This is a genomic window from Micromonospora sp. NPDC050686 (assembly GCF_040654475.1).
Lineage (GTDB): Bacteria > Actinomycetota > Actinomycetes > Mycobacteriales > Micromonosporaceae > Micromonospora.
This window is the reverse complement of record NZ_JBFAID010000033.1, coordinates 18,852-40,955: the sequence shown is the minus strand read 5'-3', so window position 1 is coordinate 40,955 and position 22,104 is coordinate 18,852. Positions and strand designations below refer to the sequence as shown.

General features: G+C 74.1%; 23 protein-coding genes, 1 tRNA gene and 1 pseudogene. 10 read left to right on the top strand and 15 right to left on the bottom strand.

Annotated elements, in window-relative coordinates; translation table 11 throughout:
• Positions 1-163 precede the first annotated feature (163 nt).
• Entirely contained in the window at positions 164-367 is a 204-nt protein-coding gene (locus AB0H57_RS20740) for a hypothetical protein (protein ID WP_357508747.1), read from the top strand.
• 23 nt (positions 368-390) lie between these two features.
• Here AB0H57_RS20740 and AB0H57_RS20735 read toward each other — a convergent pair whose 3' ends face one another.
• Entirely contained in the window at positions 391-1,536 is a 1,146-nt protein-coding gene (locus AB0H57_RS20735; RefSeq protein ID WP_357508745.1) for a polysaccharide pyruvyl transferase family protein, read from the bottom strand.
• Positions 1,537-1,690: 154 nt separating this feature from the next.
• On the bottom strand, positions 1,691-2,290 hold the full coding sequence (locus tag AB0H57_RS20730; RefSeq protein WP_357508743.1) for a TetR family transcriptional regulator: 600 nt from the start codon (positions 2,288-2,290) through the stop codon (positions 1,691-1,693).
• A gap of 91 nt (positions 2,291-2,381) precedes the next feature.
• Here AB0H57_RS20730 and AB0H57_RS20725 point away from each other — a divergent pair, with 91 nt between their 5' ends.
• Genes AB0H57_RS20725 through AB0H57_RS20710 form a run of 4 tightly spaced genes read left to right on the top strand, consistent with a single transcriptional unit; the run spans position 2,382 to position 5,944 of the window.
• Positions 2,382-2,960, top strand: coding sequence for a dihydrofolate reductase family protein (locus AB0H57_RS20725; RefSeq protein ID WP_357508741.1), 579 nt, complete (start codon positions 2,382-2,384; stop codon positions 2,958-2,960).
• Positions 2,961-3,011: 51 nt separating this feature from the next.
• On the top strand, positions 3,012-3,950 hold the full coding sequence (locus AB0H57_RS20720) for an aminoglycoside phosphotransferase family protein (RefSeq protein ID WP_357508739.1): 939 nt from the start codon (positions 3,012-3,014) through the stop codon (positions 3,948-3,950).
• Between the two features lie 51 nt (positions 3,951-4,001).
• Positions 4,002-4,505 (top strand): SigE family RNA polymerase sigma factor, encoded by a 504-nt coding sequence (locus AB0H57_RS20715; protein WP_357508737.1) that lies wholly within the window; start codon positions 4,002-4,004, stop codon positions 4,503-4,505.
• A complete protein-coding gene (locus AB0H57_RS20710) occupies positions 4,502-5,944 on the top strand; it encodes a hypothetical protein (protein WP_357508735.1) in 1,443 nt (480 codons plus the stop codon). The genes AB0H57_RS20715 and AB0H57_RS20710 overlap by 4 nt, the downstream gene beginning before the upstream one ends.
• Positions 5,945-5,958: 14 nt before the next feature.
• Here AB0H57_RS20710 and AB0H57_RS20705 read toward each other — a convergent pair whose 3' ends face one another.
• Entirely contained in the window at positions 5,959-6,756 is a 798-nt protein-coding gene (locus tag AB0H57_RS20705) for an alpha/beta fold hydrolase (protein WP_357508733.1), read from the bottom strand.
• A 128-nt stretch (positions 6,757-6,884) separates the two neighbouring features.
• On the opposite strand from AB0H57_RS20705, the gene AB0H57_RS20700 reads away from it, so the two are divergent.
• Both AB0H57_RS20700 and AB0H57_RS20695 read left to right on the top strand, forming a co-directional pair.
• Positions 6,885-7,547 (top strand): maleylpyruvate isomerase family mycothiol-dependent enzyme, encoded by a 663-nt coding sequence (locus AB0H57_RS20700; RefSeq protein WP_357508731.1) that lies wholly within the window; start codon positions 6,885-6,887, stop codon positions 7,545-7,547.
• A 97-nt stretch (positions 7,548-7,644) separates the two neighbouring features.
• The gene (locus tag AB0H57_RS20695; RefSeq protein WP_357508729.1) at positions 7,645-8,007 is read left to right on the top strand and encodes a hypothetical protein; all 363 of its coding nucleotides are present in this window, start codon (positions 7,645-7,647) and stop codon (positions 8,005-8,007) included.
• Here AB0H57_RS20695 and AB0H57_RS20690 read toward each other — a convergent pair.
• Positions 8,004-8,282, bottom strand: a complete 279-nt coding sequence (locus AB0H57_RS20690) for a hypothetical protein (protein ID WP_357508727.1) — start codon at positions 8,280-8,282, stop codon at positions 8,004-8,006. The genes AB0H57_RS20695 and AB0H57_RS20690 overlap by 4 nt on opposite strands.
• A 14-nt stretch (positions 8,283-8,296) precedes the next feature.
• Complete coding sequence (locus tag AB0H57_RS20685) at positions 8,297-8,512, bottom strand: FAD-dependent oxidoreductase (RefSeq protein ID WP_357508725.1); 216 nt, start codon at positions 8,510-8,512, stop codon at positions 8,297-8,299.
• Positions 8,513-8,740: 228 nt separating this feature from the next.
• Between AB0H57_RS20685 and rox the strand changes: the two genes are divergently transcribed.
• Positions 8,741-10,165 carry a rifampin monooxygenase gene (rox, locus tag AB0H57_RS20680; protein ID WP_357508809.1) on the top strand — a complete coding sequence of 475 codons (1,425 nt, stop codon included), beginning with the start codon at positions 8,741-8,743 and terminating at the stop codon, positions 10,163-10,165.
• 31 nt (positions 10,166-10,196) lie between these two features.
• Here rox and AB0H57_RS20675 read toward each other — a convergent pair.
• The 7 genes and pseudogenes from AB0H57_RS20675 to AB0H57_RS20645 all read right to left on the bottom strand — a co-directional run bounded on the left by AB0H57_RS20675 (position 10,197) and on the right by AB0H57_RS20645 (position 16,193).
• Positions 10,197-10,271, bottom strand: a tRNA-Val gene (locus AB0H57_RS20675).
• Between the two features lie 79 nt (positions 10,272-10,350).
• Positions 10,351-10,818, bottom strand: coding sequence for a peroxiredoxin (locus AB0H57_RS20670; protein WP_357508723.1), 468 nt, complete (start codon positions 10,816-10,818; stop codon positions 10,351-10,353).
• A gap of 80 nt (positions 10,819-10,898) precedes the next feature.
• Positions 10,899-11,336, bottom strand: a complete 438-nt coding sequence (locus tag AB0H57_RS20665) for a DUF3052 domain-containing protein (RefSeq protein WP_357508721.1) — start codon at positions 11,334-11,336, stop codon at positions 10,899-10,901.
• A 112-nt stretch (positions 11,337-11,448) separates the two neighbouring features.
• Positions 11,449-13,866 (bottom strand): thiamine pyrophosphate-dependent enzyme, encoded by a 2,418-nt coding sequence (locus tag AB0H57_RS20660; RefSeq protein WP_357508807.1) that lies wholly within the window; start codon positions 13,864-13,866, stop codon positions 11,449-11,451.
• Positions 13,840-14,190, bottom strand: a pseudogene (locus tag AB0H57_RS20655) (transketolase); the annotation flags it as partial. The pseudogene AB0H57_RS20655 and the gene AB0H57_RS20660, both read right to left, overlap by 27 nt.
• 51 nt (positions 14,191-14,241) lie before the next feature.
• Positions 14,242-14,721 (bottom strand): MarR family winged helix-turn-helix transcriptional regulator, encoded by a 480-nt coding sequence (locus AB0H57_RS20650; protein ID WP_357508719.1) that lies wholly within the window; start codon positions 14,719-14,721, stop codon positions 14,242-14,244.
• Between the two features lie 53 nt (positions 14,722-14,774).
• Positions 14,775-16,193: an MFS transporter gene (locus AB0H57_RS20645; RefSeq protein WP_357508717.1), complete on the bottom strand. Its 1,419-nt coding sequence runs from the start codon at positions 16,191-16,193 to the stop codon at positions 14,775-14,777.
• An 86-nt stretch (positions 16,194-16,279) separates the two neighbouring features.
• Here AB0H57_RS20645 and AB0H57_RS20640 point away from each other — a divergent pair, with 86 nt between their 5' ends.
• Positions 16,280-17,098, top strand: a complete 819-nt coding sequence (locus AB0H57_RS20640; protein ID WP_357508715.1) for an AraC family transcriptional regulator — start codon at positions 16,280-16,282, stop codon at positions 17,096-17,098.
• A 40-nt stretch (positions 17,099-17,138) separates the two neighbouring features.
• Here the strand turns inward: AB0H57_RS20640 and AB0H57_RS20635 are convergent, their stop codons facing one another.
• Entirely contained in the window at positions 17,139-17,543 is a 405-nt protein-coding gene (locus AB0H57_RS20635) for a secondary thiamine-phosphate synthase enzyme YjbQ (RefSeq protein WP_357508713.1), read from the bottom strand.
• Positions 17,544-17,732: 189 nt separating this feature from the next.
• Between AB0H57_RS20635 and aceE the strand changes: the two genes are divergently transcribed.
• A complete protein-coding gene (gene aceE / locus AB0H57_RS20630) occupies positions 17,733-20,477 on the top strand; it encodes a pyruvate dehydrogenase (acetyl-transferring), homodimeric type (RefSeq protein WP_357508711.1) in 2,745 nt (914 codons plus the stop codon).
• Positions 20,478-20,666: 189 nt separating this feature from the next.
• On the opposite strand, the gene AB0H57_RS20625 is transcribed toward aceE, so the two are convergent.
• Both AB0H57_RS20625 and AB0H57_RS20620 read right to left on the bottom strand, forming a co-directional pair.
• The gene (locus tag AB0H57_RS20625; RefSeq protein WP_357508710.1) at positions 20,667-21,365 is read right to left on the bottom strand and encodes an MBL fold metallo-hydrolase; all 699 of its coding nucleotides are present in this window, start codon (positions 21,363-21,365) and stop codon (positions 20,667-20,669) included.
• A 219-nt stretch (positions 21,366-21,584) separates the two neighbouring features.
• Positions 21,585-22,031 (bottom strand): SRPBCC family protein, encoded by a 447-nt coding sequence (locus AB0H57_RS20620; RefSeq protein WP_357508708.1) that lies wholly within the window; start codon positions 22,029-22,031, stop codon positions 21,585-21,587.
• Between the last annotated feature and the right edge of the window lie 73 nt (positions 22,032-22,104).

Below are 22,104 nucleotides of genomic sequence, written 5' to 3'. Positions count from 1 at the left end.
CCCGGTCTCGCCGTCGGTCAGTTCGCGCAGGAGGTCGGCGTGCCCGGAGTGCCGGGTGGAATCGATCGGTATCGCCGCCATAGGTGGACCGTAGCCGTCCACGTCCCGGACCACCGCCCCGCAATTCCTGCGCGACGATCACCCCGGGCGGCAGGATGGGCGCATGGCGACCACGGTAGAGATCCCCCTGGAGGGTGGCACGGCCGACGGCGAGACGGTCGTCGTCGAGCTGGACAGCAACGGCCGCCCGCCGCTGACCCACCACCATCTCGGCCCCGAGGGGCTGGCCGCGGCGGAGATCTACGAGCTGGAGTCCGACCACGGCGACCACCCCTGGGTCTACGCCTGGCGCGGCCCGGCCGTCTGACCGTCCCCGCCGGCCCGTCGGGGTCAGGAGGCGGGCATCCGGGTCAGCGCCCGCGCCCGCAGGCTCTCCAGCACGCCCCGGGTGACCTCGGAGGTGCCGCGGGCCTGCTCGCACACTTCGGCCACCCGCCGCGCGGTGGCCGCGGCCCGGGCCTCCCGCTCGTCCCAGAGCCGGTCGACCTCCGCCAGCAGCGGGCCCTCCACCTCCCGTTCCACCCCCTTGAGCGCCGGCACGCCGAGTCGCTGGGCCAGGTCGAAGACCTTCCCGGCGTACGGCAGCGGCAGGAACGGCGTGCCCACCATGGCGGCGAAGATCAGGAAGTGCAGCCGCATGCCGACCGCGAGGTCGAAGTGCCGCATCAGGCCGAGCACCTGCCGGGGCGAGTAGTCGTTGTGCAGGATCCGGCCCCGGTCGGCCGCCGTCATGTGGGTCATCACCCCGTGCGAGTGCCGGATGTCGTCGCGTTCCATCGGCACGAAGAGCACGTGCGCGTCGATCCGGTGCACCAGGTAGTCGGCGATCTGGGCCAGCAGCCGGTGGTAGCCGTCCACGTCGAGGCGTTCGGCGGCCCGCCCGGGTTCGCGCACGCTCATCCCGACCAGCCGGGTCCCGGCCGGCACGCCCTCCTCGCGCAGGTGCTCCCGGGGGAACTCCTCCGGGTCCAGCAGGAACGCCGGGTCGGCGGTGACGGTGATCGGGTTGACCAGCCCGGCCTCCTCCAGCACCATCCGGGACTCCTGGTCGCGGACGGTCACCTCGATCGCCCCGGCCAGGGTCTCCCGGACCATGCCGGAGTCCACGCCGTCGTTGAGCGGCCCCACCCCGACGGCGTACGTGAGCAGCGGCAGGCCGCGTTCCTGGGCCACCCGCACCACCCGCAGGTAGCGCCGGGCCTCCCTGTCGTAGAGGATCCCGCCGCCACCGAGGATCAACAGGTCGAGCTGGGCCAGCACCTGTGCCGAGTCGACGCGGCTGACGCCCTCCCACGGCACCGCCTCCACGTCGGGGTGGGTGAGGGCGGTGTGTGCCGGGTTGCGGGAGAAGACGATGATCCGGCCGTTCGGTTCCTGGTTGCGCAGATCCGCCAGCAGGCCGCTGAGGATCGCCTCGTCGCCCAGGTTGCGGCCACCGTACGAGCCGAGTACGCCGATGCACAGGCCGTTGGCCATCCGTCGCTCCTCCCCGCCGCGGATGCTGCGCGACCGGTTTCCCGGTGCGGGGATGGACATACCTGCGTCAGCCGGCGGCCGGCCGCACCTGCTTGGCCATCTGCTGGCTGGTCACCTCGAAGGTCCTCGGCCGTCATCGGCACCAGCGTCACGGTCACGGGTGATCTCCCTCCGGGGGTGGGGCCACCCCGCCGACCAGACGGGACACCAGGGCGGAAACCACCTGGTCGACGTCGAATCCGGCGTCGGTCGAGGTGGTGAGCAGGTCGAGGAGCAGCCCGTCCACCGCGTAGTGAAGCAGCGCGACCTCGAACGCGCCACCCGGCAACCCGGCCGCGGCGTGGTGGGCGACGTCGTCGGCGTAGCCGCGGCGCAGCACGACGCCGAGCGCGGCTCGCAGCTCCGGGTGGCGGGCCGCCTCCAGCCGCAGCTCGAACAGGGCCCGGGTGAGGTCGGGCTCGCGGGTGGTGCGGTCGACGATGTCGCGCAGGTAGTCGGTGACCAGCGCGAGGGAGGGCTCCCGCCGGCCGAGTTCGGCGAGCACCGCGGGGTCGGGCGCCATCCGGTCGAAGATCCGTTCGGCCAGGCCGGCGAGCAGCGCCGCCCGGGACGGGAAGTAGTTGGAGGCGGTGCCGGTGGGCACGCCGGCCTCGGCGTCGACCGCCCGGTGGGTCAGGCCCCGCGCGCCGCCGGCGGCGAGCACCCGCAACCCGGCGTCGGCGAGCAGGGTACGGCGGTGCGGGTTCCGGGCCATGCGAACACCCTAGCAACAACCACGACAGGTGTTGTACATTCAACCTCGACCACGACAGCCGTCGTGGTTCGTCCTCAGCATCGGAGCCGGTTTGCGCAAGCTCGTGTACTACGTCGCCAGCACCCTCGACGGCTTCATCGCCGCCCCCGACGGGTCGTACGACTTCTTTCCGCTGGAGCCCGACCTGGCCGCCCACCTGACCGCCGAGTGGCCCCAGACCTTCCCCACCTTCGCCCACGCCCAACTCGGCATCGACACCCCGCCCGCCGGCCGCTTCGACGCCGTGCTGATGGGGCGTGGCAGCTACGAGCCGGGCCTGAAGCTCGGCATGCCCAGCCCGTACGCCCACCTCACGCAGTACGTCTTCAGTCGCTCGCTGGCCCCGGCCGACTACCCGGAGGTGGAGATCGTCGCCGGCGACCCGGTGGCGTTCGTCCGCGAGTTGAAGACCCGGCCCGGCGGCGACATCTGGCTCTGTGGCGGCGGGCAGCTCGCCGGGCAACTCCTCGACGAGGTCGACGAACTCGTGGTCAAGCTCAACCCGGTGGTGGCCGGCAGCGGCATCCGGCTCGTCGCGCGGGACTTCGCCGCACACCGGTTCACCCTGGCCGACGCCCGGCCGTTCGACAGCGGGGTGGTCGTGCTGCGCTACCTCCGGCCGGCCCCCTGAGGGTCGCCAATTCAGTTGCCCGGCCGCCCGGCATCGCCGACGCTGTCGAAGATGAGCGGTACGACGCGGACCCGGATCGGCTGGACCGACCTGCCCGGCCACGTCCGGGACGCGGTCGAGGCCATCCTCGGCGACCGGGTGGTGGCCGCGGAGTCGCAGCGCGGCGGCTTCTCCCCCGGCACCGCCGACCGGGTCCGCACCGCGCGGGGCGGCCGGGCCTTCGTCAAGGCGGTCAGCCCGGCGCAGAACGACCACAGCCCCACGATGCACCGGGCCGAGGCGCGGATCGCCGCCGCGCTGCCCCCGACCGCGCCGACGCCGCGGCTGCTCGGCAGCCACGACGACGGCCACTGGATCGCGCTGGTCTTCGCCGACGTCGAGGGCCGGCACCCGGTCACCCCGTGGGACGCCGGCGAGCTGGCCGCCGTGCTGTCCACCCTGGAGGCGATGGCCGCGGCGCTCACCCCGGCCCCGGCCGGGATGACCGGCACCGCGGCGCAAGCGCTCGCGCCCGACTTCGCCGGCTGGCGGCGGATCGCCGCCGACCCGCCGGCCGACCTCGACCCGTGGGCCCGGGCCCGGCTGCCGGAGCTGTGCGCCGCCGCCGACCGGGGGCTCGCCGCGCTGGCCGGCGAGACCCTCTGCCACCTCGACGTACGGGCCGACAACCTGCTGCTCACCCCGGACGGCACGGTCACCGTCGTGGACTGGCCCTGGGCCTGTCGCGGGCCGGCCTGGCTGGACACCCTGCTGACCGTGGTCAACGTGCAGGTGTACGGGGGGCACGACCCGGACGCGTTGCTGGCCGCCCGGCGGCTCACCGCGGCCGTCGACCCGGCCGACCTGACCGGGGCGCTGGCCGGGTTCACCGGCTTCTTCCTCGACGGCGCCCGCCAGCCACCCCCGCCCGGCATCCCCACCGTGCGGGCGTTCCAGCGCCTGCAGGGCGACGCGCTGCTGCCGTGGCTGGCCCGCCGGCTCGACCGGTGACCCCCAACCTTCCGCGGTGCGGCGGCGTTCATAGCAGGCGAGGGGGTGGGCATGTCGGAGTCGTTCCACGAGTTCGTGGTGCAGCGGTCGCCCGCCCTGTCCCGCACCGCGTACCTGCTGACCGGCGACCACCAGCTCGCCGAGGACCTGCTGCAGAGCGCGCTGGCCCGCACCTACCGGCACTGGCGGCGGATCCACGGCGGCGACCCCGAGGCGTACGTGCGCCGGGCCATGTACCACCAGCAGGTGTCCTGGTGGCGGCGGCGCCGGGTCGCCGAACGGCTGGAGGCGGTGCCGACCGAGCGGCCCCGGGACGACCACAGCGACGCCACCGCCCTGCGGCTGACCCTGGACGCCGCGCTGCGCCGGCTCACCCCGCGGCAGCGGGCGGTGCTGGTGTTGCGCTACTACGAGGATCTCACCGAGGCGCAGGTCGCCGAGGTGCTCGGCTGCTCGATCGGCACCGTCAAGCGGCACGGCCACGACGCGGTACGCCGGCTGCGGGCCATCGCCCCCGAGCTGGTGGACCGGCCGGCGGAGAGGAGCGTCCGATGACCGCCCGGCTGCGCGACGCGCTACGGGAGACCGCCGAGGCCGTGCCCGCGTACGACGTGCACGACCGGGCGGTCGCGACGGCGCGGCGGACCCGGCGCCGGTCGGTGGCCGCCGCCCTCGCCGCCCTGGCCCTGGTCGCGCTGGTGCCGGTGGGGCTGCGGGCCGGTGGCGCGCCGACGACCGCCGCCGCCACGGGCGCCGGCGGGGCGCTGCCGGACCGGGTCAGCTCGCCGGCCTTCGGCGAGCTGCACGCCACCGACCGGCCCCGGCTCGGCCCGGCCTCGGTCATCTTCAGCGGCCAGGCGCCCGGCCTGGTCTGGCGGGAGGAGGGCAGCCGGGTGGTGGCCGTCGGCGCCGACTCGGACCGGTACCGGACCTTCACCGTCGGATACGAGGCGCGCACCGGCGAGGACGTCGTCCTCTCCGCCGACGGACGCCGGGTGGCGCACGGTTCCGGCAGCTCCGGCGAGCCCCGGGTGACGGTGATCGACCTGGTCACCGGCCGGACCCGCGACCTCGCCACCGGGGTGGCCGGCAGCGTCACCAGCACGCCGGTGGCCTGGTCGCCGGACGGCCGCCGGCTCGTGGTCCGGGACACCGTGGCGATCGACGAGCAGCGGACCGACTACCGCTCGGTGCTCAGCCTGCTCCCGCTGGGCGGCGGGCCCCGGGTCGAGCTGGCGGTCGGCCCGCACAGCGGTGGTTTCGGCCGGACAGTCGCGTTCGCGCCCGACGGCCGCCGGCTCGCCTACGAGGTGGACCGCCCGGCGCCGCTGGACTCCGCCGACGGCCGGCGCCCCGCCGACCCGACCGGGGCCACGGTACGGGTGTCCGACCTCGACGGCCGGGAGGTCTCCTCCTTCACCCTTCCCCCGTCGACCTGGCTGGCCGGCAAGGGCGCCTGGACGCCCGACGGCCGGTGGTTGACCCTGGCGGTGCGGCAGGGCTACACCTGGCGGCTGCGCCACGTCGACCCGGCCAACGGGCGGGAGGTCCGGATGATCGACCCGGCCACCGGCGGGGAGGCGGGCGCGGCACGACTGCCCTGGGTGTCGGGGGTGACCGCGATCCGGCTGCTCGGCTGGACGGACGCCGGCGCGGCGATGGTGGTCAGTTACCTGCCGCACCCGAACGCGCCGGCCCGGTTCGACGGGCCACTGGAGATGGATCAGCGCAGCGCGTACGGCAACGTCGGCACGGTCCGCGTACTGGCCCTGGAACCGGGTGCCGCCACCGCGCGGACCCTGCTCACCGCCCCCGACGAGGTGGTCGCCGTGGACGTCGCCGACGACGTGGTGCGCGCCGGCCGGGTCCGCGAGGCCGACCCGCCGGCCGGGCTGGGCCCCCGGTTCTGGCTCGGGGCCGGGTTGGCCGGCGTGGCCGGGCTGGCGGTGTGGGGCGTTGCGCGGTGGCGTCGCCGGCGGGCGTACGGGGGGTGACGCCTCCCGACCGGTCAGCTCGGCTCGCGGACCGTGTGGGTGAGGAACGGGAGCACCGCGGCCGGCAGGGCCGGCGAGCCCGGGACGTCGTAGTGGGTGTGGCCGGGCAGCACCGCGAGCCGGGCCGAGGGGCGGCCCGCACCGTCCCACCCGGCGTCCCGGTGTCCGCCGCCGAGCAGCCCGAAGAACTCCGCCACGTGGCTCACGGGCACGGAGTCCGCGTCGGCGAAGACCAGCAGCACCGGCAGTGCCAACGCGGCCACCTCGGCGGACCAGTCGTAGTCGTGGCGCAGCAGCTCGCCGCTCTTGGCCCACAGCGCCGGCCAGTCCCCCGGCCGGGGCGCCACCCGCTCGTAGAGCTGGTGCGCCGGGGTGCCCCGCATCCGTTCGGCGGTCCGCTCGTCGTGCCCGGCCATCGCGGCCAGCACCTCCGGATACCAGCCGGCGCGGCGGCAGGGGGCCGAGACCACCACCAGCCGGCGCGGCAGCCCCGGATGCCGGATCGCGGTACGCAGCGCCACCGCCCCGCCCAGCGAATAGCCCATCAGGTCCGGCTCGACCAGGCCGAGGTGCCGGATCAGCGCGGCGACGTCGTCGGCCAGCGCCTCGTACCGCAGCGGCCGGTCCACGTCGGCGGTGCGGCCGTGCCCCTGGAGGTCGACGGCGACCACCCGGCGCCGGGCGGCCAGGGCGGGCAGGATCGGCGCGAAGGTCTCCACGGCGCCGTAACCCCCGTGCAGCAGCACCAGCGGGCGGCCGGCGCCGTGCACCTCGTACCAGAGGCGTACCCCGTTCACCTCCGCGTAGCCCACCACCCGATCCTCCGGCAAGGCGGGCCCCCGGTTAACGCTTTTCGTACAGGCGGGGGCCTCGCTCAACACCGGCCGTCGCGGTGCGCCGGGGGCAGCGGGCGCGGACCATCGTGGGTAGCGTCGGCGGGGTGGCTCTCCTCGACATGGTGGCGGCGGAACGCCGCGGGTTCGCCGACCTGATCGACTCGCTGACCCCGGCGCAGCTGAACACCCCCAGCCTGTGCGGCGCGTGGACGGTCAAGGAGGTGGCCGCCCACCTGATCGCCCCGTTCGCCACCCCACCCCGCTGGTTCCTGCCGCTGATCCTGCGCAGCCGCTTCAGCCTGCACCGGGCCAACGCCGAGCTGGCCCGGATGATCGCCCGCCGGCCGGCCGCCGAGCTGGCGGCCGAGCTGCGGCGCAACGAACGCAACCCGTTCGTGCCACCGGTGGTCGGCCTGTACGGCCAGCTCACCGACCTTCAGGTGCACGGTCAGGACGTACGCCGTCCGCTCGGCCTGCCCCACCAGCTCGACCCGGCGCACGCCCGCGTCTCGCTGGACTTCCTGGTCAGCCGCCGGTCCGTCGCGTTCGGTCCGCGCCGGCCGCGACGGGGGTTGCGGTTCGCGGCCACCGACCTGGAGTGGGCCCGGGGCGACGGCCCGGAGGTACGCGGCAGCGCGGAGGCCCTGATGATGGCCCTCACCGGCCGGCCGGTCGTGCTGCCCGAGCTGACCGGCGACGGGGCGGACACCTTCCGCGCCCGCGCCGCCCGCCGGGAGGCCGGTCCGGGGGCCTCGGGGCCGGCATGATCGGAGGCACCGGACGGCGGCGCGAGGAAGAGTACGGAGCCCGCCGGGGCGGACGCGCGGGCCCACGGCCTGAGGGCCGGCGCTCTACCATCGCCACGTGACGACCAGCCCCCGCGACGACCCGCCGAGCCGCCTCGGCTGGCTGCGCCCACCGCTCGTCGTGCTGCTCGGCACGGTGGTGGTCACGTTGCTGCTGCTCCTGCCGATCCGGATCGGACCGGGCGACCACGAGGACTACGCGAGCTGCGGCAACGCCCTGCACATGGACCTCGGACGGTGGGCCCGCCACGGCAACCTGTCGGAGGGACGGCTCTACTGGGAACAGGCGTACCGGTCCTGCACCGCGCGTCGCGTCGACCGGATCGGCTGGGCGGTGGGCGTGCTGTCGGCGACCTTCCTGGTCTCCACGCTGATGGCGCGGCGCGAGACGCGCCGGGTCATCGCGGACGAGGTCGGTTAGTCCGCCAGGTATCCGGTGGCGGGGTCGATCTGGGCGAGGAAGTCGCGGGCGGCCTGCGCCATCTCGGCTCGGCTCAGCGCCCGGTCGCGCGGACCGGAGAGTGCGAAGCCGTACTCGTGCGGCCCGCTGAGCCAGTCGAAGTCGTACGTGCGGGGCTCGCCCTCCCGGAGGCGTACGCGGAACTCCTGCCCGTCGACCGTCAGCGCCACCGGTTCACCGCGGTGGCGGACGCGCTCGTCCTCGGGCGCGAGGCCCGGCTTTGGCTCGGTCGGCATGCCGGCTGCTCCCCTCACTCGTCAGACCGGTCGGATCCGCCGGTCTGTCCACCCAGCGCCAGCGCCGCCGCGTCGCGGGCGCAGCCCCATGACAGCATGACGCCGTTGCCGGCGTGGCCGTAGCTGTGCACCACCGAGTCGTGATCATGTGGCTGAAAGGGTTGGACGGGATGCTGCCGGGCTTGTAGCTTGCGGTTGCCCGTGACACCGACCGAGGAGGTGAGACCCATGAACGCTGTATCGATGTGGGTGCTCCCCCTTCCCGTCACGGTCGGGCGATTGACGTAGGTGTCGCCGGGAGCGCCTCGCCAACACGGCACTCCCGAAAGGCAACACCTATGCACTCTCCGCAGTTCACCGCCGCGCCGTCGTCGACCGACACGGCCGAGCGCGACTCCACCGTGGTCGACGTCCCCGGGCTCCCATCGCCCGCCTCCGGCACCGATCGCGCGCCCCTCATGTTCGACGTGATCATTGCCGGGTGTGGGCCGACTGGTGCCATGCTGGCCGCCGAACTGCGGCTGCACGATGTGCGGGTACTCGTCCTGGAGAAGGAAACCGAGCCCGTGTCGTTCGTCCGCATAGTCGGTCTGCATATTCGCAGTATCGAGCTGATGGCAATGCGCGGGCTGCTGGAGCGCATTCTCGAACGCGGAAGGCAGCGTCCGGCCGCCGGCTTCTTCGCCGCCATCAACAAACCGGCGCCCGAGGGCCTGGATTCCGCGTACGCCTATCTGCTGGGCATCCCGCAGCCGGTGATCGTCCATCTGCTCGAAGAACATGCGATCGAACTGGGTGCGCAGGTCCGGCACGGTTGTGCGGTGGCCGATCTCGAGCAGGACGACGACGGTGTGACCGTCGAGCTGGCCGACGGGGAACAGCTGCGTGCGCGCTATCTCGTCGGCTGTGACGGCGGGCGCAGTACGGTGCGCAAACTGCTCGGCGTCGGTTTCCCTGGCGAGCCCTCGCGGACCGAGACGCTGATGGGCGAGATGGAAGTGGGTGTGCCGCCGGAGGAGATCGCCGCCAAGGTGGCCGAGATGCGCGAGACCGACAAGCGGTTCAGCCTCGGGCCCGCAGGCGTTGGGGTCTATCGCGTCGTAGTCCCCACCGCGGGAGTCAGCGATCGCGCGGTCCCGCCCACTCTCGAGGATTTCAGACAACAGTTGCGCACCATCGCCGGAACCGATTTCGGCGTGCACTCCCCGCGCTGGTTGTCCCGCTTCGGGGATGCCACCCGGCTGGCCGACCGTTATCGGGTCGGGCGGGTGCTGCTGGCCGGCGATGCGGCACACATCCATCCCCCCATCGGCGGACAGGGCCTCAACCTGGGCGTTCAGGACGCATTCAACCTCGGCTGGAAGTTGGCCGCACAGGTCCGCGGCTGGGCGCCGGGAACACTGCTGGACACCTACCAGGCCGAACGTCAGCCGGTCGCCGAGGACGTGCTGGACAACACCCGCGCCCAGATGGAACTGCTGTCCACCGGACCGGGCCCGCAGGCCGTACGCAGGCTGCTCACCGAGCTGATGGACTTCGACGAGGTGAACCGCCACCTGCTGGAGAAGATCACCGGGATCGGCATCCGCTACGACTTCGGCGCGGGCCCCGACCTGCTCGGCCGCCGCCTGCGCGACATCGACGTGAAACAGGGCCATCTCTACGGTCTGCTGCATCGCGGCCGCGGCCTGCTGCTGGACCGCACCGAACGGCTGACCGTCGGCGGCTGGTCGGACCGGGTCGATTACCTCGCGGATCCCACTGCCGTACTGGATGTTCCGGGCGTCCTGCTCCGCCCCGACGGCCACGTCGCCTGGATCGGCGACGATCAGCCGGACCTGGACGACCACCTCTCCCGCTGGTTCGGCAAGCCCGCCAACTGATCGTCTCGGGGCGGTTTCCGCGGGTGGTTGGTGGTGGGCGCGGCAGGTTTCGAACCTGCGACCCCTCGCTTGTAAGGCGAGTGCTCTCCCACTGAGCTACGCGCCCGGAACGCCCGTACGGCGGGCCGGAGGGTGGCAAGCTTACCTGCCGCCCTCCGGCCGGTCGAACCGTGTGCCGGTGTCGGTCAGGCGGCGGCGGTCTCGGCGAGAGCCTTGCGCCAGCCCTCCTGGTCCCGCGCCTCGCCCGGCATGTTCATCTCGGCGAACCGCACCACGCCGGCCTTGTCGATGACGAAGGTGCCCCGGTTGGCGATGCCGGCGACGTCGTTGAAGACGCCGTACGCCTGGGCGACCGCGCCGTGCGGCCAGAAGTCGGCCAGCAGCGGGAACTGGTAGCCCTCCCGGTCGGCCCAGATCTTGTGGGCGTAGACCGAGTCCACGCTGACCGTCAGCACCTGGACCGCGTCGTTGACGTACTCGTTGAGGTTGTCCCGCACCTCGCACAGCTCGCCCTGGCAGATGCCGGTGAACGCCAGCGGGTAGAAGACCAGCAGCACGGTGCGCCTGCCCCGGTAGTCGGAGAGCCGTACCTCCTGGTTGTTCTGGTCCTTCAGCACAAAGTCCGGCGCCTCGGCGCCAACCTCGATGGGCATACGGGAACTCCTCGGGTCACGTCTGGGGTGGGTTCAGCCTGCCACACCCGGCCCGGCGGGACCGGGGTGGACCCGCCGCGTCACTTACGGCCCTTGGAGCCCCGACGCAGCACGAGCCGGGCAGCGCTCCAGTCCCGACCGGCGTTGACGGTGGAGGTCTGCTGCAGGCCGGCGGTCTGCCCGGACTCGGCGATCTCGCTCGGCTCGACGTGCCCGTCCCGCCCGGCCTTGGGCGTCAGGAGCCACACCACACCGGCGTCGGCCAGCGGGCCGAGGGCGTCGACAAGCACCTCGAACAGGTCACCGTCGCCATCCCGGTACCACACCAGCACCGCGTCGACCACCTCGTCGGTGTCCTCGTCGACCAGTTCTCCACAGCGGTCGGTCAGGGCGTCGCGGAGATCCTGGTCGACGTCGTCGTCGTACCCCATCTCCATGACGACCATCCCCGGCTCGATCCCGAACCGGTCCGCCAGGCTGCGTACCCCGTCGGCGGCCTGACCAGCGGTCGCGCTCACTGTCGCGTGCCTCCTCATCTCGTCCCTGCTCGCGACGTCGCCACGACGCCGTCAGGCAAAGTCCACACACCAAACCCGCCCCGCGCAAGTGGCGCACCGGGTGGAACGGAATTTACCGTGCCAGCAGCGTACGGGCACCCTGGGTAATGGCCTCCTCGGAGACCAGAACCTGACGCGCCGCCGGACCTAATGGTACAAACGAGTCAACTGCGGCCACTCTGCGTACGGCGCCGACATATCCGGCGTCCACCAGGGCCGCGATGATCCCCTCGCCGACCCCGCCGGAGCGCCGCGTCTCGTCCACCACCAGCACCCGGCCGGTCGCGGTGGCCTCCCGGATGACGTCCGCCACCGGCAGCGGGGCGAGCCAGCGCAGGTCCACCACCCGGCTGCCCACCCCCTCGTCGGCGAGGGTGGCCGCCGCCCGCAGCGACATCGGCACCCCGTTACCGAAGGTGATGACGGTGACGTCCTCGGCCGAACCGACCCCGTACACCCGGGCCCGGCCGACCGGCACGTGCCCGCTCGCCCAGGCGCCCGGTTCGGCGTACCCGGCGAGCCACTCCTCGTCGCCGGCCGTGTACAGGTCGCGGGTGTGGTAGAGCGCGATCGGCTCCAGGAAGACGCAGACGCTGCCGTCCACCGCCGCGCTGGCCAGGCAGGTCCGAAGCAGCGGCGCGGCGTCGTCCGGCCGCGCCGGCACCGCGATCACCAGGCCGGGCACGTCCCGGAGTACGGCCACCGAGTTGTCGTTGTGGAAGTGCCCGCCGAACCCCTCCTGGTACGCCAGCCCGGCCACCCGCACCACCATCGGGTTGCGGAACGCGCCCTGCGAGAAGAACTGCATGCTGGCCGCCTCGCCGCGCAGCTGGTCCTCGGCGTTGTGCAGGTACGCCAGGTACTGGATCTCCGGCACCGGCAGCAGCCCGGCCAGCCCGGCGCCCAGCCCGAGCCCGAGGATCGACGTCTCGTCGAGCAGCGTGTCGAAGACCCGGGCCGGCCCGAACCGGTCCCGCAGCCCCTTCGTCACCCCGTACACCCCGCCCTTGGCTGCCACGTCCTCGCCGAAGACGGCCAGCCGGGGGTGGTCGAGCATGGCGTCGGCGAGCGCGGCGTTGATGCTCTGCGCCAGGGTGAGCGGGCCGGCCAGCTCGGGCGGCTTGCCCCCGAACGCCTCGGCGCGCGCGGCGGCGTGCGGACCGGCGGCCCGGGCCGCCGCGTCGGCCACCGCGCGGGACACCCGCACCGGCCGGCGGGGCGCCAGCGGGGCGACCACCTCCGCGGCGCCGGCCAGCTTCGGCTCGCCGAGCACCTCCTCGGCGATCCGGCGCACCTGCCAGCCCCGCGCGTCGTACCGGCCCAGCAGCTCCTCGCCGGTGGCGACCCCGGCGGTGACCAGCAGCCGCGCGGTGGCGAGCAGCGGGTCGCGGGCCAGGTCCGCGGCGATCTCGTCGGCGCTGCGGTACGCGCTCTCCACGTCGGCCCCGGCGTGCCCCATCAGCCGTACCGTGCTCAGGTGCAGCACCGCCGGTCGCCGGTGCCGGCGCACCCAGGCCGCCGCCTCGGCCGCCGCCGCGTACGCGCCGACCGGGTCGGTGCCGTCCGCGGCGAAGTACCGGATCCCCGGCTTCGACCGCAGCGCCGTCGCCACCCAGCCCTCCGGGGACCGGACGCTGATGCCGAGACCGTTGTCCTCGCACACGAAGAGCACCGGGATGCGCAGCCCGGTGTGGTCGTACCAGCCGGCCGTGTTGAGCGCGGCGGTGGCACTGGCGTGGTTGACCGAGGCGTCCCCGAACGAGCAGACCACGATCGCGTCGGGTGGCCAGGGCGGACGGGTCGCGTCGTCACCGGGGCCGGCCGGGGCCTCCGCCCCGTCGCGCCGCCCGGCGCCGTCCAGCCGGCGCAGCCGTTCCAGCGCCAGCCCCATCCCGACGGCCCGGGGCAGGTGCGAGGCGATGGTGGAGGTGATCGGGACCACCGCCAGGTCGGCCCGGCCGAAGACCTTGTGCCGTCCGCCGGCGATCGGCTCCCGGGTCGAGGCGATGATGCCGCGCAGCACGTCCCGGGCCGCCTCGGTGTACGCGTCCGCCACGTCCCCGGGCGGCTCCGGTCCAGGGGGTGCGACCGGCGGCGGCCCGGCTCCGACCACCGCCTCGCCGGTGGCATCGACGGCGATCCCGGCGGCGGGCGGCGCCACCCGCGGTTCCCCGGGCCCCGACGGAGCCGGCTCGTCGGCGGCCCCGACGGCCGGCTCGGCGCCGGCCGGCTCGGCCGCGGTCGAGGCGGCGGCGGTCGAGGCGGCGCCGGTCGAGGCAGCGGCCGGCTCGGCGGGCGCGCCGCCGGTCGGGTGGTCCGGTGCGTCGCCGGGCAGGTCGGCCGGCTGAGCGGAGGGCTCGGCGTCGACCCGGTCCCCGGCGGGGCCGGCCTCACCCCGCTGTCCCGAGGGATCGTCGGGGCGACTCGCCGACGACGCCCCATCCGCCGGGTCGGCCGAGGGCCACCGGCCCGCCGCCTGGGCGGCGCGCAGGCAGTAGAACGCGCCGGAGCGGTAGTGCAGCAGCGCGGGATCGGTGGGCCGCAGCGCGGCGGCCACCGCCGCGTTGCCCTCGTGACCGGCCGAGCCGATGGTGTAGAAGCCCTCGCCGAAGCTGCGCAGCCAGCGCCCGGCGAGGTCCAACTGGCGGCTGGTGACCTGGGCGTCGAAGAGTTCCAGCAGCTGCTGCCCGGTCAGCGGCGCGGCGCCGGAGACCGGCTCGCCCGGGTCCCGCCGGTCCGGGCCGGCGGCGAGCGCGGCCAGGGCCGCCCGGAGCCGGTCGTCGAGATCTTGCGGCGTGGTCACGTGGGACAGCATTACCGAATCAGGGCCGGGTCGCCCAGTCGGACACGATCACCCCGACCTGGCTCACTCCGGGCCGCAGGACTCCGGGCACCCGCCGTCGGAGACCTTCCAGACCAGCTCGCGCAGCGCGGCCAGCTCGTCGGTGCCCAGCCCGGCCAACAGTCGGGAGTCCGACATCACCCGGTGCACCCGGTCGCGCACCGCCCGGCCGGCCTCGGTGACCAGCAGGGTCTTCTGCCGCCGGTCGGCCGGGTCGACCCGCCGCTCGACCAGCCCGGCCTGCTCCAGCTTGTCGACCAGCGCGGTGACGTTCGACCGGTCGCAGCGCAGCTGCTCGGCGAGGTCCCGGGCGGGCAGCGGGCGGTCCGGGTCCAGCTCGCCCAGGGCGCGCGCGGCGGCCGGGGTGAGGCCGAGCCCGCCGATCTCCTCGTCCTGGTGGTGCCGGATGGCCGCGGCGATGTGCAGGATCCGGCGCACGGTCTCCCCGGCCAGGGCCGAGCGGTCCGTCGCGACGGGGCCGGTGGGGGGAGCGGTGGGCGCCATACCCCACATGGTAGCGGCGCCCCAATAGTGGAGATTTTCGATGATCGGCTAGTTCATGCATCCGCCGGGGCGCGGGGTGGCGGCGACGTGGCGACCGCCGGCTGCGGCGGCGCCGCCCGGTTGGCGAGCCGGGCACAGCCGGCACCCGCCAGCAGCAGGAGCGCGGTCGCCGCCGGCACGCCGGCCGGCACCCGGGCCAGGTGCAGCCCGCCGATCACCGTCACTCCCAGCACCGCCGCGAGCAGCGTGCCGGTGGAGACCAGGGCAGACAGCGCGGCCGCCGCGGTCGCCGGCACGGCCCCCGCCAGCCGGGTGACCAGCGGGCTGAACGAGGCGGCGTGCGCCGCCCCGCCGGCCAGCAGCAGGGCGCCGGCCGGCAGCCAGGGCCACCCGTCCCGGGCCAGCACCGCCACCGCCACCACCACCGCCGCGAGGACCGGCGGCCCGGCCACCGGCAGCCGGTCCCGCACCCGCTCGGGCAGCCGCGGCACCGCCAGGCCGCACAGCGCGAAGCCCGCGGCGTACGGGAGGAAGGCCAGCCCGGCGGCGAGCGCGCTGAAGCCCAGCCCGTCCTGCAACCGGAGGGTGAACACGAAGAGGAAGCCGGCGTAGCAACCCATCACCACGCAGCAGGCCAGCAGCCCGGCGCACACGCCCGGATACCGCAGCACGGTGATGTCGAGCAGCGGATCCCCGCCCCGGGCGGCCCGCCGCGCCGCGTACCGCAGGAAGAGGCCGCCCCCGGCGATCCCGGCGGCGACCGCGGCCGGGGCCGTCCAGCCCGGCCAGCCCAGGTCCCGACCGAGCACCAGCGGCAGCACCAGGGTCAGCATGGCCGCCGCCAGCAGCACCGCGCCGGGCAGGTCCAGGCCCTGCCGCCGGCCCGGCGCGGCCGGCAGCCCGGCCAGGACCCGCCGGCCCGCGAGCAGCAGCGCCACCCCGACCGGCACGTTCACCAGGAACGCCGTCCGCCAGGTCAGGCCGCCCAGGTCGAGGCTGACCAGCAGCCCGCCGGCGACCTGCCCGGCCGCGACACCGAGGGCCAGGACCATCGAGTACGCCCCGATCGCCCGCGCCCGGGCGGCGCCGCCCAGGTACGCCTGGATCATCGACAGCACCTGCGGCACCATCAGCGCCCCGCAGGCGCCCTGCACCGCCCGGGCCAGCACCAGCGCCACCGCCCCGGGGGCCAGCCCGCAGGCCAGTGAGGCGAGGGTGAACCCGGCGAGGCCGAACCGGAAGATCCGGGCGTACCCGTGCCGGGCGCCCAGCCGCGCCCCGACCACCACCAGCACGGCGAAGGTGAGCGTGTAGCCGGCCAGCACCAACTGCTGCACGGCGGGCGGCCCGGCCAGGTCGGCCCGGATGGCGGGCGCGGCGACCGCCGCGATCGAGGTGTCCATGGAGGCCATCGCCTGGCCGGTGAGCAGCACGGCCAGCAGGGCGCCGGTACGGCGGTTCGGCTCGGTCATGGCCGTCACCCTGCCGGGGCGTACCGTCGCCGGTCTTGTCGATCCTTGCGCCCGCCCGGCGGGTCCGGCGGCCTACGCTGGACCGCATGCGGACGGTCACGACGCTGGCCCGGCACCCCGACTTCCGGATCGCCGCGGTGCGCTGCCGCGACGACCACGCCGGCTGGTCGGCGCCGGAGCCGAGCCGGGTGCACGGCGTGGTGCTCACCCGCCGGGGCGGGTTCCGGCGGCGCGGGCGCGGCGGCGAGGAGTTCGTCGACCGCACGGTGGCCTACCTGACTGTGCCGGACGAGGAGCAGCGGTTCGCCCATCCGGCCGGCGGTGACGACTGCACCTCGCTGCACCTCTCCGCCCGGCTGTGGCGGGACCTCTTCGCCGACCGGCCGGCGCCGGCCGTGCGGCACGTGGACGCCCGGCTGGACCTGGCGCACCGGCTGCTGCTGCGCTCGGCCGCCGCCGGCGACCCGGACTACGCGGTCGCCGAACGCCTGGTCCGGCTAGTCGGCGCGGCCACCGGGCCGACCGGCGGCGGGCGGGACGGCCGGGTGGTCGAGCGAGCCCGGGCCGCGCTGCACGACGAGGATCCGGCCGCCGCCGGGCTGATCCCGCTGGCCCGCGCGCTGGCGGTGTCGCCGTACCGGCTGAGTCGGGAGTTCCAGGCGCTGGTGGGGGTGCCGCTGACCCGGTACCGGAACCGGCTGCGGGTCGGCCGGGTGCTGGACCGGCTGGAGGAGGGCGCGACCAGCCTCGCCGGCCTCGCCGCCGAGCTGGGCTTCACCGACCAGGCCCACCTCACCCGCACCCTGCGCGCCCACCTCGACCACACCCCCGCCCAGCTCCGCCGCCTGCTGGGCAAGGAGGGACCCCCGGTTAACGCCTCCGGTAGAGCAGCGGCCCCCGCTTAACGCCTGCCCGACCGCGAGGCCGGCCGGCGAGGGCGAGCGGTCAGGCCGGGAGGAAGGAGAGGCGGACCTGGCGGCTCGGGTTGTCGCCGTTGGTGTCGACCAGGCACACCGACTGCCAGGTGCCGAGCTGGAGCCGGCCGCCGAGCACCGGCAGGGTGGCGTACGGCGGCACGAAGGCGGGCAGCACGTGGTCGCGCCCGTGCCCCGGCGAGCCGTGCCGGTGCCGCCACCGGTCGTCGGTGGGCAGCAGGTCGTCGATCGCCCGCAGCAGGTCCTCGTCGGAGCCCGAGCCGGTCTCGATGATCGCCAGGCCGGCGGTGGCGTGCGGCACGAAGACGTGCAGCAGGCCGTCGCCCTGGCCGGCGACGAACCGCTCGGCCTCGCTGGTGATGTCCCGGACGGTCGGCCGGGACCCGGTCCGGACGGTGATCACCTCACTACGCATACGCCGCATTCTGCCGCACCGACCCGGCAATCGAGGCCGCCCCGACCGGCGGGACCGCCAGCGGGCGGAGGTTACTGGCCGGTACCTGTGTTCAGCGTCGCGTCTGAGGGAGGGAGAGGTGACGCCAGGTGCCATGAGAGGGCAGGATGGCGCTAGAGACCTGTCCCACACACAACCGAGGGAACGCCTGTGGCTACGGAACGCAAGCGCCCGGTGATCACCGCTGGTCTACCGAGCCAGCTTCCGGACATCGACCCCGAAGAGACCGGCGAATGGGTCGAGTCGCTCGACGGTGTCATCGACGAGCGCGGAACCAAGCGCGCCCGGTACGTCATGCTGCGCCTGCTCGAGCGGGCCCGTGAGCGCCAGGTCGGGGTGCCGTCCCTGACCACCACCGACTACATCAACACCATTCCGCCGGAGCGGGAGCCCTGGTTCCCGGGTGACGAGCACATCGAGCGGCGGCTGCGGGCCTACATCCGGTGGAACGCCGCGATGCTGGTGCACCGGGCGCAGCGCCCCGAGATCGGCGTGGGCGGGCACATCTCCACCTTCGCCAGCTCGGCCTCGCTCTACGAGGTGGGCTTCAACCACTTCTTCCGGGGCAAGGACCACCCGGGCGGTGGCGACCACATCTTCTACCAGGGGCACGCCTCCCCCGGTATGTACGCCCGGGCGTTCCTGGAGGGGCGGCTCAGCGCCGACCAGCTGGACGGGTTCCGCCAGGAGCTCTCCCACCCGGGTGGCGGGCTGCCGTCGTACCCGCACCCGCGGCTGATGCCGGACTTCTGGGAGTTCCCGACGGTGTCCATGGGCCTCGGCCCGCTGAACGCGATCTACCAGGCCCGGTTCAACCGGTACCTGCAGCACCGCGGCATCAAGGACACCTCCCAGCAGCACGTCTGGGCGTTCCTGGGCGACGGCGAGATGGACGAGGTCGAGTCGCTCGGCGCGATCGGCGTGGCCGCCCGCGAGGAGCTGGACAACCTCACCTTCGTGATCAACTGCAACCTGCAGCGCCTGGACGGACCGGTCCGCGGCAACGGCAAGGTGATGCAGGAGCTGGAGGCGTTCTTCCGGGGCGCCGGCTGGAACGTGATCAAGGTCGTCTGGGGCCGGGAGTGGGACCCGCTGCTCGCGGCGGACACCGACGGCGCGCTGGTCAACCTGATGAACACCACGCCCGACGGTGACTACCAGACCTACAAGGCGGAGTCCGGGGCGTACGTGCGGGAGCACTTCTTCGGCCGGGACCCGCGCACCCGCAAGATGGTCGAGCAGCTCAGCGACGACGAGATCTGGAACCTCAAGCGGGGTGGCCACGACTACCGCAAGCTCTACGCGGCCTACAAGGCGGCGATGGAGCACACCGGCCAACCGACGGTGATCCTCGCCAAGACCATCAAGGGCTGGACGCTGGGCTCGCACTTCGAGGCCCGCAACGCCACCCACCAGATGAAGAAGCTGACGCTGGAGGATTTGAAGCTCTTCCGCGACCGCCTCTACCTGGACATCCCGGACAAGCAGCTGGAGGAGAACCCGTACCTCCCGCCGTACTACAGCCTGGACGAGAAGTCCGAGGAGCTGGCGTACCTGAAGGAGCGCCGGCAGCAGCTCGGCGGCTACCTGCCGTCGCGCAACACCAGTCACCAGGTGCTGAGGATCCCGGGCAGCGAGCGGTTCTCCGACGTCAAGCGCGGCTCGGGCAAGCAGAAGGTGGCCACCACGATGGCCTTCGTCCGGCTGCTCAAGGACGTGCTGAAGGACAAGGAGTTCGGCAAGCGCTGGGTGCCGATCATCCCGGACGAGGCCCGCACCTTCGGGATGGACTCGCTCTTCCCGACCCAGAAGATCTACTCCCCGCACGGCCAGCGGTACACCTCGGTGGACCGGGACCTGTTCCTGTCGTACAAGGAGTCGACCACCGGGCAGATCCTGCACGAGGGGATCAACGAGGCCGGTTCGGTGGCCTCGTTCACCGCGGCCGGCACCTCGTACGCCACCCACGGCGAGCCGATGATCCCGCTGTACATCTTCTACTCGATGTTCGGCTTCCAGCGCACCGGCGACGGCTTCTGGGCGGCGGCCGACCAGATGGCGCGGGGCTTCGTGCTCGGCGCGACCGCGGGGCGGACCACGCTCAACGGTGAGGGCCTCCAGCACGAGGACGGCCACTCGCTGCTGCTCGCCGCCACCAACCCGGCGGTGGTCGCCTACGACGCGGCGTTCGCGTACGAGCTGGCGCACATCATGGAGGCCGGCCTGCACCGGATGTACGGCGAGGGGCAGGAGAACATCTTCTACTACCTCACCGTCTACAACGAGCCGATCCACCAGCCGGCGGAGCCCGCCGACGTGGACGTGGAGGGCCTGCTCAAGGGCATCTACCGCTACTCGCCCGCCCCGAAGCTGGCCGGCGACGCGCCGAAGGCGCAGCTCCTGGCGTCCGGCACGGGCATGCAGTGGGCGCTCAAGGCGCAGCAGCTGCTCGCCCAGGACTGGGGGGTGGCCGCCGACGTCTGGTCGGTGACCTCCTGGACGGAGCTGCGCCGGGACGCGGTGGTGTGCGAGGAGCACAACCTGCTCAACCCGGGCAGCGAGCCGCAGGTGCCGTACGTGGCGCAGAAGCTGGCCGACGCGGACGGGCCGAAGGTCGCGGTCAGCGACTGGATGCGCGCGGTGCCGGACCTGATCGCCCGCTGGGTACCCGGCGACTACACCTCGCTCGGCACCGACGGGTTCGGCATGTCCGACACCCGGCACGCGCTGCGCCGCCACTTCCATGTGGACGCCGAGTCGGTGGTGGTCGCGACGCTGCGGCAGCTCGCCCTGCGCAAGGCGGTGCCGGCGAACGTGCCGGCCGAGGCCGCCAAGAAGTACGCGCTGGACGACGTCAACGCCGCGCCGGTCGGCGAGACCGGCGGCGACAGCTAGATCGTCCCCGACGAAGGGCCCGGCTGCTTCGGCGCCGGGCCCTTCGTCGTCCCCGAGCTCCGGCGGCGCCAGGCCACGTCCATGGTCACGCTCGATCCGGGAAGTAGTGGCCGGCCTCGACCTCACACCGGGCCACTACCTCTCGGAAGGTGCGCGATCTCGGCAGGGCGCGGGGGCGGACGGGGGTGGTCAGGCGGGGGCGAGGGTGGGCAGGGCGGCGCGGAGGCGGTCGCGGGCAGCGGTCAGGGCGGGCTCGCCGTGGCCGAAGCAGGCCAGGTCGGCGTCGAGGCCGGCCAGGCGGCGGAAGGACTCGGCCGCCCGGGCGCGGTCGGTGTGGAAGACGCCGAAGATCACCTGTCCCTCGTACTCGGCCGCGACGTCGCCGGTGAAGAGCACCCGGTGCCGGGGCAGGTGCAGCGCGATGCTGCCGTCGGTGTGCCCGGGCGTGCCCACCACCTCCGCGCCGCCACCCAGGTCGAGCAGGTCGCCGTCGACCACCTCCCGGTCGACCCGTACCGGCGGTGCCGGCGGCAGTCCGGCGGCGACCCGGGCGTGCAGCTCACGCTCGGCGGCGGTGAAGGCCGGCGGCGGGCCGGGCCGCTCGCCGCGCAGCACCGGGGCGTCCGCGGCGTGCGCGACGACCTCCACGTCACCCCACGCGGCCACCTCGGCGGCGGCCCCGGCGTGGTCGTCGTGGAAGTGGGTGAGCACCACCCGGCGCACGTCCGCGCGGGCGCGGCCGAGCCCGCGCAGGGCCGCCTCGATGGCCGGCCCGGAGCCGGCCGGACCGGTGTCGACCAGGGTGGCGCCGTCGTCGTCGAGCCAGAGGTACGCCTGGAAGCCGCCGAGCGGCAGCCGGTGCAGCCGCGGGCCGAGCTGGTGCGTCATCGGCCCAGCCTACGAGCGGTCCACCGCCGCCCCACCCCTGCTCTGCCCAAGGCAGAACCCCGACCCACCCCGTGCCCCGAAGACGGCATCTTCACCGAAGCGGCCCGCAGGCGGCACCTGCACCGAAGATGCTCGCGGTGCAGTCAACGGTGGTCCGGTGCCCCTGGCGGGGACGCCGGACCACCGTTGTCGCGGGTGACGCCGGAGGACGTGGCCCGCTCAGCCGACGGCGGCCAGGTCGGTCAGCCGGGCCAGCGAGTCCTCCAGGTCGGCGCCGACCCGACGCAGACCGAGCCGCAGCAGCGCGGCCTTGACCGGGCCAGCCGGCCAACGTACGACGATCAGCCGCACGACCGTCCCGCCCTCCTCCTCGTCGGGGGTGAGCTGGACGTAGATCTCGGTGCGCGCCTCGGCCCGGGCGCCGGCGCCCTTGGCCCGCTCCCGCCAGCCGATCAGGGTCGGCTCCTGGTAGGCGATCACCTCGGCTTCGTGCGCCGCGCCGCGACCGGCCTGCACCCGTTGTCGTCGACCGAAGCCCTCCCCCGAGAGCACCTCGGCCGCGCGGACCCCGGCCAGCCAGGCCGGCAGCTGCTCGGCGCGCTGCACGACGTCCCACACCACTTCGACCGGCGCCTCGACATGGGCGCTGCGTTCCACGAGGATCATTTCTGTCTTTCCCCCACTTAAAACACATCCGCGATATTCGTCACTGTATGCGCTAAATCGGACTTTCCCGGAC

What these genes read in the sequence shown, in the direction of transcription:
- rox (WP_357508809.1), top strand. Translation starts at nt 8,741, where the DNA reads ATGTTCGACGTGATCATTGCCGGGTGTGGGCCGACTGGTGCCATGCTG.
- AB0H57_RS20645 (WP_357508717.1), bottom strand. Translation starts at nt 16,193, where the DNA reads ATGACCGAGCCGAACCGCCGTACCGGCGCCCTGCTGGCCGTGCTGCTC.
- AB0H57_RS20640 (WP_357508715.1), top strand. Translation starts at nt 16,280, where the DNA reads ATGCGGACGGTCACGACGCTGGCCCGGCACCCCGACTTCCGGATCGCC.
- AB0H57_RS20650 (WP_357508719.1), bottom strand. Translation starts at nt 14,721, where the DNA reads ATGGCGCCCACCGCTCCCCCCACCGGCCCCGTCGCGACGGACCGCTCG.
- AB0H57_RS20625 (WP_357508710.1), bottom strand. Translation starts at nt 21,365, where the DNA reads ATGACGCACCAGCTCGGCCCGCGGCTGCACCGGCTGCCGCTCGGCGGC.
- AB0H57_RS20740 (WP_357508747.1), top strand. Translation starts at nt 164, where the DNA reads ATGGCGACCACGGTAGAGATCCCCCTGGAGGGTGGCACGGCCGACGGC.
- AB0H57_RS20690 (WP_357508727.1), bottom strand. Translation starts at nt 8,282, where the DNA reads ATGCCGACCGAGCCAAAGCCGGGCCTCGCGCCCGAGGACGAGCGCGTC.
- AB0H57_RS20715 (WP_357508737.1), top strand. Translation starts at nt 4,002, where the DNA reads ATGTCGGAGTCGTTCCACGAGTTCGTGGTGCAGCGGTCGCCCGCCCTG.
- AB0H57_RS20620 (WP_357508708.1), bottom strand. Translation starts at nt 22,031, where the DNA reads ATGATCCTCGTGGAACGCAGCGCCCATGTCGAGGCGCCGGTCGAAGTG.
- AB0H57_RS20730 (WP_357508743.1), bottom strand. Translation starts at nt 2,290, where the DNA reads ATGGCCCGGAACCCGCACCGCCGTACCCTGCTCGCCGACGCCGGGTTG.
- AB0H57_RS20670 (WP_357508723.1), bottom strand. Translation starts at nt 10,818, where the DNA reads ATGCCCATCGAGGTTGGCGCCGAGGCGCCGGACTTTGTGCTGAAGGAC.
- AB0H57_RS20720 (WP_357508739.1), top strand. Translation starts at nt 3,012, where the DNA reads ATGAGCGGTACGACGCGGACCCGGATCGGCTGGACCGACCTGCCCGGC.
- AB0H57_RS20710 (WP_357508735.1), top strand. Translation starts at nt 4,502, where the DNA reads ATGACCGCCCGGCTGCGCGACGCGCTACGGGAGACCGCCGAGGCCGTG.
- AB0H57_RS20685 (WP_357508725.1), bottom strand. Translation starts at nt 8,512, where the DNA reads ATGGGTCTCACCTCCTCGGTCGGTGTCACGGGCAACCGCAAGCTACAA.
- AB0H57_RS20635 (WP_357508713.1), bottom strand. Translation starts at nt 17,543, where the DNA reads ATGCGTAGTGAGGTGATCACCGTCCGGACCGGGTCCCGGCCGACCGTC.
- AB0H57_RS20735 (WP_357508745.1), bottom strand. Translation starts at nt 1,536, where the DNA reads ATGGCCAACGGCCTGTGCATCGGCGTACTCGGCTCGTACGGTGGCCGC.